At 48.2% G+C, this 16858-nt stretch carries 14 protein-coding genes and 1 pseudogene; 10 read left to right on the top strand and 5 right to left on the bottom strand.

Annotated elements, in window-relative coordinates:
- The first annotated feature begins 2 nt into the window (after positions 1-2).
- From LN737_RS25795 to LN737_RS25775, 5 genes and pseudogenes are all read left to right on the top strand, one after another.
- A complete protein-coding gene (locus LN737_RS25795; RefSeq protein WP_405513337.1) occupies positions 3-1013 on the top strand; it encodes a DUF3858 domain-containing protein in 1011 nt (336 codons plus the stop codon).
- 119 nt (positions 1014-1132) lie between these two features.
- On the top strand, positions 1133-3157 hold the full coding sequence (locus tag LN737_RS25790; RefSeq protein WP_405513335.1) for a DUF3857 domain-containing protein: 2025 nt from the start codon (positions 1133-1135) through the stop codon (positions 3155-3157).
- A gap of 5 nt (positions 3158-3162) precedes the next feature.
- Positions 3163-5073, top strand: coding sequence for a DUF3857 domain-containing transglutaminase family protein (locus LN737_RS25785; protein ID WP_405513333.1), 1911 nt, complete (start codon positions 3163-3165; stop codon positions 5071-5073).
- A 54-nt stretch (positions 5074-5127) separates the two neighbouring features.
- On the top strand, positions 5128-5742 hold the full coding sequence (locus LN737_RS25780) for a hypothetical protein (protein ID WP_405513331.1): 615 nt from the start codon (positions 5128-5130) through the stop codon (positions 5740-5742).
- Between the two features lie 126 nt (positions 5743-5868).
- Positions 5869-6896, top strand: a pseudogene (locus LN737_RS25775) (PmoA family protein).
- Between the two features lie 24 nt (positions 6897-6920).
- On the opposite strand, the gene LN737_RS25770 reads toward LN737_RS25775, so the two are convergent.
- Positions 6921-7316: a hypothetical protein gene (locus tag LN737_RS25770; protein WP_405513329.1), complete on the bottom strand. Its 396-nt coding sequence runs from the start codon at positions 7314-7316 to the stop codon at positions 6921-6923.
- Between the two features lie 325 nt (positions 7317-7641).
- Here LN737_RS25770 and LN737_RS25765 point away from each other — a divergent pair, with 325 nt between their 5' ends.
- The 3 genes from LN737_RS25765 (at position 7642) to LN737_RS25755 (ending at position 9574) form a co-directional block, all read left to right on the top strand.
- Positions 7642-8334, top strand: coding sequence for a type 1 glutamine amidotransferase domain-containing protein (locus LN737_RS25765; protein WP_405513327.1), 693 nt, complete (start codon positions 7642-7644; stop codon positions 8332-8334).
- A gap of 73 nt (positions 8335-8407) precedes the next feature.
- A complete protein-coding gene (locus LN737_RS25760) occupies positions 8408-8824 on the top strand; it encodes a hypothetical protein (RefSeq protein ID WP_405513325.1) in 417 nt (138 codons plus the stop codon).
- Between the two features lie 318 nt (positions 8825-9142).
- Positions 9143-9574, top strand: coding sequence for a hypothetical protein (locus LN737_RS25755; RefSeq protein ID WP_405513323.1), 432 nt, complete (start codon positions 9143-9145; stop codon positions 9572-9574).
- A 290-nt stretch (positions 9575-9864) separates the two neighbouring features.
- Here LN737_RS25755 and LN737_RS25750 read toward each other — a convergent pair whose 3' ends face one another.
- Together LN737_RS25750 and rfbC are read right to left on the bottom strand one after the other, a co-directional pair.
- The gene (locus tag LN737_RS25750) at positions 9865-10344 is read right to left on the bottom strand and encodes a hypothetical protein (RefSeq protein ID WP_405513321.1); all 480 of its coding nucleotides are present in this window, start codon (positions 10342-10344) and stop codon (positions 9865-9867) included.
- 487 nt (positions 10345-10831) lie between these two features.
- Positions 10832-11377 (bottom strand): dTDP-4-dehydrorhamnose 3,5-epimerase, encoded by a 546-nt coding sequence (gene rfbC, locus LN737_RS25745; RefSeq protein ID WP_405513319.1) that lies wholly within the window; start codon positions 11375-11377, stop codon positions 10832-10834.
- A 112-nt stretch (positions 11378-11489) separates the two neighbouring features.
- On the opposite strand from rfbC, the gene pyrF reads away from it, so the two are divergent.
- Positions 11490-12314 (top strand): orotidine-5'-phosphate decarboxylase, encoded by an 825-nt coding sequence (gene pyrF / locus LN737_RS25740; protein ID WP_405513318.1) that lies wholly within the window; start codon positions 11490-11492, stop codon positions 12312-12314.
- A 46-nt stretch (positions 12315-12360) separates the two neighbouring features.
- Here pyrF and LN737_RS25735 read toward each other — a convergent pair whose 3' ends face one another.
- Together LN737_RS25735 and LN737_RS25730 are read right to left on the bottom strand one after the other, a co-directional pair.
- A complete protein-coding gene (locus tag LN737_RS25735) occupies positions 12361-15111 on the bottom strand; it encodes a VWA domain-containing protein (protein WP_405513316.1) in 2751 nt (916 codons plus the stop codon).
- A 44-nt stretch (positions 15112-15155) separates the two neighbouring features.
- Positions 15156-15971 (bottom strand): hypothetical protein, encoded by an 816-nt coding sequence (locus LN737_RS25730; protein ID WP_405513314.1) that lies wholly within the window; start codon positions 15969-15971, stop codon positions 15156-15158.
- A gap of 160 nt (positions 15972-16131) precedes the next feature.
- On the opposite strand from LN737_RS25730, the gene LN737_RS25725 reads away from it, so the two are divergent.
- Positions 16132-16854 (top strand): membrane or secreted protein, encoded by a 723-nt coding sequence (locus LN737_RS25725; protein ID WP_405513312.1) that lies wholly within the window; start codon positions 16132-16134, stop codon positions 16852-16854.
- Positions 16855-16858: the final 4 nt, after the last annotated feature.

The following is a 16858-nucleotide window of genomic DNA, read 5'->3' as shown; positions in this document are numbered from 1 at the left end:
CTGTGTTTGATTATGTCCGTCGGACGATGAATTGGAACGGCGAATCTTCAATTTGGGCTAGCGACCTCAAAAGCTTATTGACAAATAAGAAAGGCGATTCTGGCGATATTAATTTACTGTTGATCGCGCTGCTTCACGCCTTGGATGTTGAGGCTTATCCGGTCATCCTTAGTACCCGGTCGCATGGGCAGATTACCGAAGAACTAGCTTTAATTAGGAAATTCAATTACGTTGTCGCTCAGGTTACCATTGGTGGGAAGACCTTACTTTTAGATGCAACAGACCCATATTTAACCCTTGGTATGTTGCCTGTTCATTGCCTGAACGGGATAGGGCGATTGATTGATCCGCCCAACAGTCGGTTTGTATCACTCCTGCCAAAAGATCGATTAGCAGAAGTAAAAACGGCACAACTTACCCTTGACGAATCAGGTAAGCTGAGTGGTTCGTTAGTCAACTCTTACGCCGGATATGCAGCCTGGATTAATAACAAACTGTTTGGTGTGGCGGGTAAAACAGGATATTTAGACGCCATTCACAAAGCTCATAAGGAGTGGCAAATACAGGATGTTACTTTTCCGGAGACAGATCAATCCGACGCCTTCGCGGTCGACTATAAACTTACTATTTTAGATGCCTGTACACAGGCAGGCGAACGGTTGTATTTCAAACCTATGTTTACGGAAGCCCATTCAGAAAACCCGTTCAAAGAAAGCTACCGGAGATATCCTATTGATTTTGCGTTTCCAATGGATGAGACCTTCACGGCAACGTATACACTGCCAAACGGCTTTCAGGTAGAAGAATTACCTAAACCCGTATCCATGACCTTGCCGAAAGATAGTGGCCGGTTTTTGTATAAAGTATCGGTTAGTGGCAACCAACTGCAGGTGAATAGCAGAATAATTCTTCGTAAGCCAGTTTATTCGCCTGATGAGTACCTGGCATTACGTGAATTGTTTACCCAGATTGTGGCCAAACACAGTGAGCAGGTTGTTCTTAAACACAATTAACAAAGTAGGCATGACTACCTAAAAGTAAATAGTTCTTACTTCTCATATGATCTTTGTTTTGATGAACAACTTGCGATAAGTAAATTGCAGATCAATAATAATTTACTTACCCACCGTTCATGTTTTCTTCCCTGCCCCACCAGCGTTTGTTGGCGTTGGTAATTGCCTGTCTATTTTTAGGCGCAACTATAGGATTCTGCCAGAAATCTCCTAATCCTGCTCCAGCGGTAAAGTTTGGCTCCATTTCACCCGACCAGTTTACGTACGCCCTGGAAGACACCACTGCCGACGCCGTTGTGCTGTATGATTATGGCGAAGTTACCTTTTTTGTAAATGGTGATGAGATATGGATGAGTACCCGTTACCATATCCGGAAGCACATTCGCAAGAAGTCAGCGGATGGTCTGGCTACGCTCCAACTGCCGGTGCGACGGGGGAAATCGGGTCAGCACGAGATGGTCATGAGCTTTGATGGGTACACCTACAACCTCATCAATGGGAACGTATCGATTGATCGATTGGCTAAAAGCGGCCATTTTACCGAACGGGCATCAGACCAGGTCTGGATTGAAAAGTATACGCTGCCCAATGTGCGGGAAGGCTCCATCATCGAGTATGAGTACACCGTTCAGACGCCCTTCAGTGTTAGCCACACGCCCAAAAGCTGGTATTTTCAGCAAAAAGTCCCCGTAAAGTGGAGCGAATACCGGATCACAATTCCCGACTACTTTTACTACAAGATGTTGCAGAGCGGGTATATGGCTATGATCGTAAACGAAAACAAAACAACGTCTGTCGACTTGTTTCCCGGTCAGAACGGCGCTTCGGCTTCGGCCTATCGGTTTGCTATGAAAGATCTGCCGGCTTTTCGGGAAGAAGTCTATATGACGACGGATGAGGATTATCTGGCCAAAATCGAGTTTGAACTGGCCCGTTATCAGGGACCGGACATGCGCATGCATGATTTTTCGGTGAGCTGGGAAACCCTGGACAAAACCATCCTCGCTGATCCTGATTTTGGCGGACAGATTAAACGAGGTGGTTTTTTGCGCGAAACGGCGAAAACCTTACTGGCTCAAAGCCCTGACTCACTTGGACGTATCAAAGCGGCCTACGACTTCGTTCGGCGAACAGTCAAATGGGATGAGCGGACTGCCTGGTGGTCGAATAACACAAAGAAGGCATTTGACGACAGAAAGGGAACGGCTGGCGATATAAACCTTTTGCTGATAGCCCTCCTGCGAGAGATGGACATCGAGGCAAATCCGGTTATTCTGAGTACGCGTGAAAATGGCCAGATCAACGAATTGTATGCGCTGATCCGAAAGTTTAACTACGTAGTGGCCCAGGTTACGGTTGGTGGAAAAGACATGCTGCTCGATGCGACGGACCCCTATCTGGTGCCGGGCATGCTGCCAACGCATTGTCTGAATGGAACGGGCCGACTGGTGCATCCGTCAAAGGCCCGCTTCATATCGCTGGCTCCGACCGAAAAAGATACGGAGGCCCAAACGGGTACATTCACGCTTACTGAAGATGGCGAACTAGCGGGTACGATCAGGCATATGCACCAGGGATACAGTGCTTGGAGCGCCCGGAAGGAATTTATTACGAGCGGCCAGAAGAAGTACGTTGAAACCATCCAGAAAAAACGCCCGGCCTGGCAAATTGAAAAAACAGACTTCAGCGGAACAGAACTGAACGATCCCAGTTTTACCGTCGGCTATACCATCACCATTCCTGAGGCCACTGGGCGGGCTGGCGACCGCCTGTATCTCCATCCAATGCTAACCGAAGCCCGAACAGTGAATCCGTTTAAAGAAGAACAGCGGCTGTACCCGGTCGACTTCGGCGTGCTAATTGAAGAAACGTTTATGGCTAGTTATACGCTGCCGAAAGGTTTTCAGGTAGAAGAAATGCCCAAGCCCGCTATTGTGACATTGCCTGAAGGTACGGGTCGTTTTACGTACCAGGTAGCTGTTCTCAACGAAAATACGCTTCAGGTGGTCAGTCGGCTCATGCTACGTCGGACTCGGTACTTTGCGGAGGAATACCCGGCGGTACGTGAATTCTTTAGCCGCATAGTGGCGAAACATGCCGAACAGGTTGTACTCAAACGGGGAACTATCGCTGAGAAAAAATAAAACGAATGAAACATATCGTTCTGCTGGCTTTCTGTACGATACAGACGGCCTGGGCACAAACCGATTACAAAGCCACTACCATACCCGCTACGCTTAAAGAGAATGCCCACGCCGTGGTAAGGGAGCATGAAACCGTATTCACCGTAAAGTCAATTGGCGAGGCCCAGACCTACAACCGTACCGTAATAACGGTCCTGGACGAACAGGGCGACGGTCAGGCCAAACGGACGGAGTGGTACGATAAGTTATCGAAAATTACCAACTTCGAAGGGGCGCTGTATGATGCAGGTGGTAAATTAATCAGGAAGCTTAAAAAAGCGGACATCAGTGATTATAGTACGTATAGTGACTATAATTTTTTCGACGATGATCGATACAAAACAGCTTCGTTTCCAAAACAGCCATCGTATCCGTATACAGTCGAATTTATTGTTGAAACAACAGAACGTAACCTGATGGCTTATCCGACCTGGGCACCTCAGAACGAGGAGTTTCTAGCCATCGAACACGCTACGTTTACTGTTAATATGCCCGCTAATCTGGCCTTGCGGTATAAAGAGAGGAATCTCCCGAATGCAGCAGTTGTGACGACCACCACCGACGGCGGAAAAACGTTCGTCTGGAAATTGAGTAACATTCCGGCCGTAGAATTTGAACCGCATTCGCCCCCGGTTCAGGAACAGTTGCCAGTTGTGTATACGGCTCCTACGGATTTTGAAGTTCAGGATTATAAAGGAAAATTAACTACCTGGAGCGATTTAGGTGCCTTCTATAACAGCCTTAACGACAACCGCGACCGTATTCCTGACGCATTACGGCAGCAGGTCATTGAATTGACGAAAAACGAAACAACAACTGCTGGGAAAGTTCGGAAACTTTATTCGTTTTTGCAGAGCCAGACGCGTTATGTCAGCATTCAGCTCGGTATTGGGGGGTGGCAAACGATTGAGGCTGAGAAGGTAGCCATGAATAAATACGGTGATTGTAAAGCCCTCACCAACTACATGAAAGCCTTGCTCAAAACAGTTGGGGTTCCGTCTTATCCGGCGTTGGTACGGGCTGGCGATTCGGAACCGGATGCCCTGATCGATTTCCCAAGCTTTCAGTTTAACCATGTTATTCTGTGTGTTCCTGATAAGCGGGATACGCTCTTTCTGGAGTGTACCGATGGGCATAATCCAATGGGGTACCTTAGTGATTTTACGGGCAACCGACATGCTCTGCTGATTCTGCCCGCCGGAAGTCATTTGATTAAAACTCCGGTCTATCAACCTACGGATAATCGCCAACTGCGGCAAATTGTGGTGAACGTAACTGAGCAAGGCGATGCGACTGCTGATGCACGAACTCGGTTTACGGGTCTTCAGCATGATAAGTACAGCGCAATTATTCATAACATGAGCCGCGATGAACAGCGAAGCTGGCTGATCAAACACACGTCCATTCCTGCTTTTGAACTGAATACATTTGCGCTGACAGAAGAACCCGGAGCGATACCTGCCGCTACCGCAAACTTAAAACTAGCCATTCGGCGCTGGGCCACCATTAGCGGTACGCGGCTCTTTTTGCCGCTTAATCTGATGTCGGCGCTTGGGCCTGCTGCCCCAATGACGCATCCTCGTAAAGCGCCACTCAAACTTGGTACGGAATACGATTATGACGACAGCGACACCGTTACGTATCAGCTGCCTAAAGGCTACACGCCTGAATACCAGATTGAACCCGTAACGATAAGCTCAAAATTTGGGCAGTATACCGCGCAGTTGAAACTTGATGGTGACCGTGTGATCTATACCCGTCATATTACCATGCATGGCGGAACGTTTCCAGCAGCCGCGTATACCGAATGGGTCGATTTTCGAAAAAAAGTGGCAAAGGCCGACCGAATGCAGCTCGTATTTGTTAAAAGTAATTAAACTAAACCCTTTACCCGCTGTCGAACGTTATAGAAGAACGACATACAACCAATCATGACAAAAAGACTTGTTTTCGTATTCATAGCACTGCCGCTGTTGTTTAGCCGCTGTAGTGTTAACAATCAACTCTCGCAGGCAAAGACTCTTGGCGATTGTCGCTATACGCTTGCTTCTGCCGACAGTATTTACCTGGCCGGTATTGACGTACGCGAGTTTCGCAGAATGGAAGACCTGAATCTGGCCCGGTTTCCCCGGCTGGCGGCTGGCCTGCTGACGCGTAACGTACCGCTGGATGCCCGCGTCAACCTTGATATAACGAACCCAACGGGTAAACTAGCGGGTATTAATCAGTTGGAATACAAGGTGTTGCTGACAGGACAGGAATTGTTTAATGGATTTTTGAACCAACGGATTGAAGTGCAGCCAGGTGGTAAAACACGCGTACCGATCCGGTTGAGTACCAATGCGTATCAGTTAATTACAGATGCCAAAACGCGTGATGCTTTTACGCAACTGGTCCAGAATATGTCGGGAGCGGCCAATACACAGCCCTCGAAGCTGACCATCAAGATCAAACCGACGCTGGCACTTGGAAATAAAGCCATCAATTATCCCGGTTACATTACCATTGATCAGGAAGTGACCAACAAAATTTTACTGGGAAATTAAGCAAAACGCAACATTCAAGGCTACGAACTCAGTAGCATTTCATTCGCCCCGGCTTTTTCAGGTCGGGGCGATGTGTTTATTTGCCTACTGAGATACACGACGCTTGTTCCATTAACTCATATTCTGATGCGCTATTTTATCCTTACCAGTCTGTTGGCGGGTTTCATGCTTTCAGCACAGGCACAATCCAATACGATCCAGTTTGCTCATGACGAAGCGCAGAAACGGGTTTCGGTAACGGTCGATGGGAAGCCATTTACGGCCTATATCTACCCTGGCCCAACGGTACTCAAAAAGCCGGTATTGTATCCAATTCTGTCGGCGGGGGAAACTTCATTACGCGGGGCTGGCCGCTTGACCCCCGGCCCGGCGAACGGATTGACCATCCGCACCACGTTGGGATGTGGTTCAACTATGGCGATGTAAATGGGCATGATTTCTGGAACAACTCGATTGATATTGGACCGGAACACAAAGGCCCTTTCGGAACGATTGTTCATACGGGTGTCAAATCCATGAAAGGCGGAAGAGGGCAGGGGGACCTGGTCGTTACGGCCGACTGGCTCGACAAGGATGGCAAGGTGATGCTTCAGGAAACGACTACGTATCAGTTCCAGGCAGGCGCCAGCAGCCGGACGATTAATCGGATTACTACCCTGAAAGCGGCTGATAAAGACGTTGTTTTCAAAGATAACAAAGAAGGCATGATTGCTTTGCGGGTGGCCCGGCAGCTTGAGCAGCCATCAACCAAGCCTGAGGTATTCACGGATGCGCAGGGCGTAGCGACGAAGGTGCCCGCCATGAACAACGAGGGCGTAACAGGCTTATACCACAGCAGTGAGGGCATTGAAGGCGATGCCGTATGGGGAACTCGGGCGCAGTGGGTAAAATTAACCGGTAAGCTGGGCAATGAACCTGTTTCGGTGATTATGATGGACCACCCCAAAAATGTTGGCTATCCTACGTACTGGCATGCTCGGGGGTATGGCTTGTTTGCTGCTAATCCACTAGGACCCTCTGTACTGAGCAATGGTAAAGCACCTGCCATGAACTACACACTACCGGCGGGGCAGTCTGTTACGTTTCGCTACCGGGTGCTGATTCAATCTGGCGATGTATCGGATGCCAACATCGCCAAACAGAACCAATGGTAGAGAGGTTATAAGTCCGCGAATAGACTAGTTCAAATGCACAAGCGCCGACCGATAAACACGCCCTTCGAGTGAGGCCAGCCACTGCCGAAGGGATTCGTTTTCGTCAGTGGCTCGTCCTAGCTCATTGTCTATCTGGCGCAGCAGGAAAAGGAGCTGGTGAACGTGGCGCCACTGATCGGCTAACCGGTTGGCTGCCTGAGCCGAACGAAGTTCTTTATGAGCTTCCTGTGTAAGTTGACGAACGCTCATTTTCAGGTGGTAACGTAACATCATCAGCCGGCTGGCCATCGGTAGTTGCCGCGGGTTACGTTCCATGTGCGATATACCCTTTGCCAGCATATTATTACGTTGCTGGAGTTGGTCAGAGACAATTATCCAGGCATGTTCAGCCTGCATTGATTCATAACTAACGATTTTCATTTTGGTCTGTATGTTACGGTTTGCTAACAAATATAAACACAAACTATTGTACAGGTCAAGACTTATTTTGGGCAAATTATAATTTGTTCAAGCGCCTTAGAACCAATTATTGGATTGAATCTAGGCGAAAAAGTTTAATAATCTACAATTATAAGTCTGAAGTCCGGTATTGTTCGAAATGTGAAGGGCGATTTTGACGTAAAAAAATTGAAAATGAGTGGCGTATAGACGACAGTAGCCAGTCTGATGAAAACCGTCTATCTTCGTGCCGTATCAGCCAATTCAAGCGACAACGCCACCTGTGATCTGAAGACCTGGTTTATGTATGGACCCAATTTATCGCGCCCTTATTGTTTGCACAAACCATACCGATTATCCGACCAAACCGCACAAAACCGGCCTATGGCTGAGTGAGGCTACACACTTCTACGATGAATTGGCTGACCGGAAATTGCCGTACGATATAGCCAGCCCAAATGGCGGGGTTGTGCCAATTGACGAGCGTAGTATGGATCGCCGGGATACAATTAACGAGAAATGGTATCACAACCCTACTTTTCGGGATAAACTGGAAAATTCGCTCAAGCTTGACGACGTAAATCCGGCCAATTACCAGATTCTGTATTTGACGGGTGGGCACGGCACCATGTGGGATTTCCCGGACAATGCCACCCTGCAACGTATCACCCGACAGATTTATGAAAAAGGAGGGATGGTTGCGGCCGTTTGTCATGGCGTCGGCGGGCTACTAAACGTAACGCTGTCGGATGGTTCCTCACTCATTGCCAACCGACAGATAACGGGCTTTTCGAACATGGAAGAAAAGATTGTCCGGCTGGACGAGGAAGTTCCTTTTCTGCTTGAAGATGCCCTTCGAAAGAAAAATGCGCTTTATAGCAAGGGGATGATCCCTTTTCTGCCGTATATCGAAGTCGATGAGCGCCTGGTAACCGGACAGAATCCACTTTCCGCCCGCAAAGTAGGACGTAAAGTAATGGAAGAAATGTACGAGAAATAATCTCCTGTCAATTGTGGGATAGCTTACTGGTTCAATTTTACCTGGTGTAAAGCTGATTATACAACTCAACTATATGAAAACATCCTGTTTACTTTTGCTTTGCCTGTGTCTGACAGGCACTGCATTTGGCCAGAAAAAATCGGTGACCAAGCTGTATTTCTATTGTGATCCTTCTACCGAACTTTCGACGGTAGCCAATTCAGGTAACCCCATCAGGATCAGTCGATGTACCTTGGTGGAGACGACTCTGGATAGTTTAGGACTTAAGATTTTCAAGAACAGAACGATTTATATTCCCCTACAGCCCGGTCGTACGTACTACTTTCGTCGCATCATCAGCAGTTACGCAACGGTAAATGCTCCCGCAATATTAAGTGCCTGTTCGGAAGAGGATTTCTGGCTGAACGGCTATTTTTCGGGCATGGGTACGTATCGCCATTATTTCCTGGATAAGGATTCGGGCCTAAAACTATTGGCTGAAGAAAAGTGATAAATTAGGCGCTTTTGGTGTCAGACTAATCTAAAACAGATTTGCAACACCTTCGACCTCAAATAGCATGAACACGACCAGACAGGCCCAGCCACTTCCAGGTGATTATTACGGAACGGTGTACAAAGGCGGCCTTATTGTGCCAATCTTGGTGATAGTTATTCTTGCAATAGCTCTTTGGTGGTTTCTGAGGAAGCGTAAATCATCCTAGTCAACATACGCTCGCTTGTACAATATTCTGAATTCACGTTTTCAATGTCAGTGCGTAAATTAAAGATAGGGTCTTGGCTAATTCTAGCCCTATCCGTTGTGTACTTCGTGCAAAGTTGTTACAGTGAAAGACAGGATATCCGGATTGATCCGGTTAGTCAGCCTACAACATGGGTATACGACATCGTAACACCACCAATCATCGGTGAGCGGATGTACTACGTGTTGATTGATGGAGAGTTAGATGAGGATGCTGGCTTAGAAGCGCAAACCCAAATGTTTCCTTTAGACGTAAACAGACCCGATTCAAGCTATAGCTCCACATGGGTCATAAAACTACCGAAAGGCAAATTCTCGCTGGTTTACAATCGAGATGACTCAGGACCCGAAACGTTTATCTACCACCCTTTCAAAACGAGAGAAGGTTGGCTACGGATTCAAATAAGCCCAGGTCAATGGCCCAGTAAGGATTCAACCCGAAACCATCCTGAATCTTTACCGGATAGTCATAAACTCAAATACAAACATAATCTACCGTGAAGCAGGGAACAGATTTGCATTATTAAAAGAACTTGGCAATCTCATACACTAGCACCAATTCTTTGATCATTCTCTTAACATATTCATAGTGGCTATTGCAAAAGTCAGGTTCTTATCCGATGCCTATAAACCATAAGGTTTTAAGCACTCAATGAGCGGCTGAAAATTACCCGTTTCAGGAGACAGTTCATAGCTATATCGACTTTTGCAACTGCCACTACACTTAGGCTAATTGCCTAGCCTAAAAAGTAAGCTGAGTTTGAGACTGCTTTACTTCTCTTTGATTAGTGCTAATTGACTTTAATAAACTCAGCCGATGCGCGACCTAATTGGTAGCCTGGAGGAAGAAATACATATGAAGCCCAGATCGGTGAGGTAGCCGGGGCAACAGGCGGTGCAATTACCAGTTCGCTTCCCAACTGATTATTTGGTTCAACCGTGCTTGTTTCTAAGGTCAAATAGTAACCCTGTGGTTTTGTCAGCACATAAACTTTATTGTAGGTAGTATCCCTGGCAGGCGAATAGAAGCCGTTCGCAGGAGCTTGCACCTTGACTCGTACCGTGTCAGGTGAAATTCGCTCTATCTGAAACGTTATCGTCTTGCCATTGATGGGATAGGGTTTCACATCAGGAAGACGCGATATGTTAGCTGTGTAGGTACCGGCTATGACTGTGGCCGCATCGGGAGCAATTACCGGTTGAACACGTGAAGTCTCGTGTTTGCAGGCAGTACACAAAGTAATTCCCAAAATGATAAGTTGCTTTTTCATCTTGTTGAGTGTTTAGGTAATTAGTAAAACTCATCGGTCTTGTAAGTGTTCTGCAAGGCTGTTGTTTAAGTGGCGTGGCTGTAGCAAAAAGCCTGAAACGGGTGTGCTGGTCTTGAATGATTCGTCAATTCTACCCCCTTTTTTATAAGGAAAAACCTACTTACTTGGCAGGGGTTACCATAACCCTGTTGACTTTTGCAACAGCCACCATAGCTATACGACTATTCTGGAAAATTTACCAATAAGGAGAGGCAGCTTGTTAGTATTATTGTTAGTTGGCCGGATAGTAAGGGGCAGGCTTTAGGATATCGTTAGGCCGACGGATGGGTAAATAGTTGTCCCTAAGCAACCTAAAACTCCACAATTTTAGCCTAAAAACAGTAAAGCGAACCGCGCCAGTATCAACAGAGACGAATTTCTCCGATAGTCCTGGTACGGTTCGCCGAGACAGTAGCAAGTAGGGGAACTACCGTCGTTCAGGCTCGTATTACACAACGGCCTGGGGATAGAGGTCGCGGAAGAATTTTAACTCCTGGTCTTTTTCAGAAACGATAGGATCGGTAACGCCCCAGTTGATATTCAAATCCGGGTCGTTCCACCGAATGCCCGATTCAGATGCTTTGTTATACACATTTGTGCATTTATAGCTGAAGATACTGTCTTCAAGGGCAACAAAACCATGCGCAAAGCCTTCGGGTATATACGCCATATTGGCAAGCCGGGCATCCAGCAGGAAGCTCTCGTACTGACCGAACGTAGGTGAATCAGGACGTAGGTCAACCGCAATATCCAGAACCTGTCCGGTCAGTACACGAACCAGTTTGCCTTGAGCAAAGGGCTCATGTTGCATATGCAGCCCACGTAGTACGCCTTTTATAGAAAACGATTGGTTGTCCTGCACAAAATCCATCGGCAGGCCCAGCGATACAAATAGCGGTTTGTTATACGACTCGAAGAAGTGACCGCGCTCGTCTTCGAAAATACGTGGAATAAGCTCAATAAGGCCCTCGATGGCTGTTTGCCGAACTTGCATAAGAAAGATTGCTTCGTACGAATAGTTACTCTTACTGACAAATTTATGAAACCGGCGTGGTAAGTCGTACTTTTGGGGCAAATCATTTTATTTGGCGATTCGGTAACTTAGCATGACATATTCGGAATTAAGCGAACAGATTTTTCAGAAACAGTCCTATTTATGCGTGGGCTTAGATACTGACCCGCGCAAACTCCCGCACCATCTGTTAGCCGAACCTGACCCGGTTTTTTCGTTCAACAAAGCGATTATCGACGCTACTGCCGATCTTACGGTTGCCTATAAACCGAATATTGCTTTCTACGAAGCACAGGGGCCACGGGGTTGGGATAGTCTTCAAAAAACGCTCGATTATATTCCGAAAGACTGCTTTACCATTGCGGATGCCAAACGGGGCGACATTGGTAATACGTCGGGGCTGTATGCCCGCACGTTTTTCGACCCGACCGCTGCCGGGCTTTCGTTCGACTCTGTGACCGTAGCACCTTATATGGGCCATGACTCCGTTACGCCCTTTCTGGAGTATGAAGGCAAATGGGTTATTCTGCTGGCCTTAACATCAAACTCCGGTAGCGCCGATTTTCAGCGACTGTCGGTTGGCGATCAGGATTTATTTGAAACCGTTATCAAGACGGCGCAGACCTGGGCGAGTCCCGAACAGCTGATGTTTGTCGTTGGGGCGACGCAGGCTGCCGAACTGAGCCGGATCCGCGAACTGGCTCCCGATAATTTTCTGCTGGTTCCGGGCGTGGGGGCGCAGGGGGGTAGCCTGGCAGACGTATCGCGTTGGGGGCTAACGAGCAAAGGTGGGTTGCTGGTCAACGCGTCGCGCAGCATTCTGTATGCGTCTGGCGGCACCGATTTTGCTGAACAGGCCAGAGCCGAAGCCCAGACGCTACAAACGGAAATGGCCGGATATTTAGCCCGTAAGGCTTAGTAAGTGGTGTCGGTTTCTCAAAACCGACACCACTATCTTTACAGTTCTATGGCTGTTTTTTAGCCTGTGCTTCCAGAATCAGTTGCAGGTTCGCATTTTCAGCCGTTATGTGCGCATACGTGCCCTTTCCAAACTGAGCCAGTTTTTTTAGGTTTTTGCTGTTGATTTCCTTTCGGCTAAAGGTGAAAATGGTTAGGTAAATATCCTGAGTGCTAGCGTCGCGCACTAGTTGATAAACGTCGTCGCTCACCGGAAATTCACCGTCGGTAGCCAGCACAATCCGGTTATTGCCTGCCCGAATGTAATGCTTATCGGCTAGTTTATAGGCCAGTCGAATGCCACCGTTTCCGTCTGTATCGCCATCAGACTGTAGTTGGTCGATGACGCGGGCAATTTCGCTGGCATCGCTCCCTGAAGTGGGCTTTAACGCAACTTTTGCTTTACCCGAATACACCACAACCGAGATTTGATCTTCGGGGCGAAGCAGTGTCAGGAGCGATTTAATGGATTTTTTCAGCAAGGGCAATTTAAACGGCGAATCCATGGAAGCCGATACGTCCAGCAATAGCACCATGTTGTTCGGAGCAAATCCCGTCAACGACGTAGCCACTTCCTGCCGACCCTGATTGATATAGACGGTATCTACTTTGGTTCGGTCAACATACACCGTATCATGTCGCACCGTGGTTGAAGTGGTCGATGTAGGCGTTGGTACGTTCGCGGGAGTCGTGTTGGAAGTCGACACCGGGCTGTACGTATCGGCTGGCTGTACTTTAGGCACGGGAGCAGGTTCGGGCGGGGTAATTTTTTTCTGTACAGACGCTACGGGCAGGGGAGAGGCTGATCGGCGGAAGGCGAATACGTTTGGCTCGTTAACCGTTTTGAGGAGTCCTTCTTTAGCTAGTTCACTGAATTTGTTGTAGTGATACGCCAACTCATTGAAGGAATAATAAAAGGATTCGTACGGGTGTTCGTTCGACCGCGAAGGCACTTTCTGCGTCATGTCAGCAAAGCGGATCGACTGCTCGGCGAGGTCTTCGTAAGGCGAATAGGGACATAATCCATTGCTACGTCCAAGCCGTTTTAAACCCGTCAGATTCTGAAACTCGTTTGTCAGCAATGTGCGGGCATCGGTCTTTATTTTTTCTGTACCTGGTAAAGCAGGCGCTTCATTTTTGAAAAAAGCCCGTACACCAAACAGGGCTTCCTTGTCCGCATCAATCAGGTTGAGCAGGGCTTTGCCCGCTACATTCCATGAGTCGGCTGGTTTCCTGGCCGGGTAGCTTTCGTGAATACGCCGAACATCCTGGTAAAGACGCTCCTTTTTCTGGTCGAACGTATCAAACAGGTACGCGTAACGATCCAGAATGGCGTCGGAGCGTTGGAGATGATCGCGCTCATACTGTTTTTCGCTGGTGTAATTAATCAGCTCAATGCTCAGACCGTCCATTTCTTTCAGCATAGCCAACAGTACGTCTGCCTGTCCCAAAATGGAAGCGCGGTAGGGTGACGGAATGTGCTGGCTGTTCAAACCCAGTTGCTGGTGTTCGGCAAGGGGAACCTTATACTCTTCGTGCGAATACGTCAGGTTGCTTCGTCGACTGCTACGGGCCGGATCGCGGTAGTACTTGGCCGATGACTGGTAGTTGCGTACTACAAGCTGCAACGTATTCATTTGCCGCAACGACTCGTTAATGAAATCGATGTAAGCGTTCAGTACCTCAAACGTAGCTGTACTGGCTGGTGCGGTGGCCGGTTTTATGGTAAACGCAATGGGTTTTGCATCGCGGAAGGGCTGGGTCTGGCTGGTCTGGGTTGCCGTAAGTTCGGGCGGGGTAATCGCAAAAACAGGAACGTATTTGGGGTAGTCCAGCAACTGTTTGACGGTTGTGCTGTATTTGACGAAATTCTGGTACCAGCTCAACAGATCGTTGTTGTAGTGATTCAGAAAAGAAAGGTAGAACTCATTGCCGTGTCGGCTCGATTTCCGGGCGGCAAAGGTATAATTATCAACAGCCTGCATTTTTAGAGCCTGTATTGTTTGCAAGCCTGATTTGAAGGAACCAATCATATCCGAGGCTGGATAATCGATATGCGGTTTAGCCTGACCAAATTCGGCGAGGGTTTTCTCGTCATTTCGAATACTTTGCTGAACCAGTTCTACCGGCCAGTTCGACGGACTTTTTTCGTTCAGATAGTAGCGTAACGTATCGAATAATTGCTGCTGGCGGGTTAGCACCTGCTCCATCTCATTCTCGGTAAACAGGTACGCATCGGTAGCGCGATAAGGCTGATACCGGTGATAAATCCGCTGAATCTGTTTGTAGAAAGCCTGCTTATCCCGACTAAACTGTTCAAACTGTCCTTTTAAATCGGCGATCAGAGCATTGGCTTTCTGGAAGTCATCCCGTTCATAATCCTTCAGGCGGTTGTAGGTTTCCAGCGCTTTAACGGTCTGATCAATTTTGTTCAGTAACGTCCAGAGAGATTGTGCGCCGGTTTTCAGTCGCGGTTTTTCGGCGTCGGTCAGGGCGTTACTGGCTATGGCTTTTTCGTAATAATACACTTCCAGCGTACCCGATGGCGAAAGCCGCAGCGGAGCCCGGCTAGACTGCTGGTACGAGCCCATATCAGCGTAGTAGGTCTGAATCTGTTGTAAGCGGACAGTTACCTCATCAACAGACTGGTTCAGGAACGATACGTATTGATTCAGCGCCTGCTGGGGCGTTTCGGAAAGCGCCCGACCTGTTGTGAAATAACCCGACATGAATAAAACAAGGAAAAGGTAGGTCTGCATATGCCGAAATAACGAAAAAACGGCCTGGTAATCAACGCAGATGGTCACTCAGCGCTCAGGTTCAGAATTTCATTGATAAGCCACCGATTGTGCTGCTTTACTAATCGAAACTCGTAATCTTCCAGCAGAAAAAACTGCACCGAAGCTTTATCCTGATGAACAGTTGTCGAATTGATTTTCAGTTGGTTGAGCGAATCCATTTGCATATCGACGTCCTGAGTAAGCATAACCAGATCGTACTCAAAACCCGTGGGCGGTCCTTCATTTTGCGGACTTGCCTCGAAACCAGCCTGCCGCTCCCGAAAAAATGTTTCCCATTCGTTCAGATAGTGGTCTGTCAGGAACTCACTGCTCCTCAGGTAGATCAGATATCGTTCGGTATTTCGTTCGTTCACCGAATAGACGTTGCCCGGTTCCTGATTCACCAGATTAATCTGGCTGATTAGGCTCAGGTTGGTTTTGTACCATTGCAGAAAGTCCAGTACGGTCTGCGTAGCGGCTGCGGAATCGCTATCTGCTACAGACGTGTTGGCCGTATAATAAGGCTCGTGATTGACTTCCTGATCGCTAAGTTCTTTCTCGTTTCGGGCCGTTACGATACCCTCGTGAATGAGATTTGTGCCTACTAACAGTAACGGCAACCCACCAAGCACTGCCGCCGAAATTATGGCCGTTCGGGATTCTCTCAGGTTCAGAAAAACTAGTAGGCCCGCAAAAATGAGCAGAATTAAAACCAGCCCGCCCATCATGCCTTTACCTGCCGGGTCGCTGTTGGGACCGTTGCTTACGATAAGCAGATAAATAGCCAGAATACCATACAGACCGATGATGGTCCAGTTGAGGGTTGTCAGTGTTTTCATGATGCGAAATTGAACATCAATCCGAACGTAGACCATCTGAAATAGACAGTAGGTGGATTCGGACTAACAGTACGTGGGTTTAGTGTGATAATCAGTGTCTTCTGAGTAACGGACGTACCGGCTACGCTTTTTGACAGAATGAAGCAAACCCCAACCGGATATGAAATCAAGGATTCCCTCATACTATCAGCTGCTGATCGGGTTAACCGTTGGTCTGCTAGTCGGGTTTCGCCCAGTTCAGACGGGAAAACTTGATGGCGCCTGGCGGTTGTCAGACCCCTCGGGAGCAATGGTCACACTAACGATAGCCGACAATTATCTGATGCAGACTACGTATGAACCGGACCGCTATATCAGCACCCGGGGCGGAACGTGCAGGCAAAGCGACGGTACGTTAACCTTACTTGTCGAGTTTGATACGAAAGACAGCAGTCGGGTGGGCCAATCGGAAACGTATCAGCTGGCCGTCAGCAGCAATCAGTTGCGGATCAATAACGCTTCGGGCAGCCAGACATTTAGCCGGATTGAGGAGACACCAACCTCATTGACGGGGCTCTGGCGAATTACCGGGCGGGCGAACGATGCCGGTCAACTGGTAACCATGCAGCGAGGTCCGCGCAAAACGATAAAACTGCTGACAGGAAGTCGGTTTCAGTGGGCGGCCATTAATCCCCAGACAAAACAGTTTTTTGGTACCGGGGGTGGTACGTATACGCTGACGGATGGCAAATACACCGAAACAATTGATTTCTTTTCGCGTGATAACAGCCGCGTAGGGCGCTCACTTACCTTTGGGGCAGACGTGCAGCCAAACGAGTGGCATCATACCGGGCAAAGCTCAACGGGCGGCCGTGTCAACGAAGTCTGGAGCCGCGAGAAATAAGGGG

It is taken from the genome of Spirosoma sp. KNUC1025 (assembly GCF_045160025.1).
In the GTDB taxonomy this organism is placed as follows: Bacteria; Bacteroidota; Bacteroidia; order Cytophagales; family Spirosomataceae; genus Spirosoma.
Note: the sequence above shows the minus strand (reverse complement) of the source record. Positions and strands in the feature narration are given on the sequence as shown.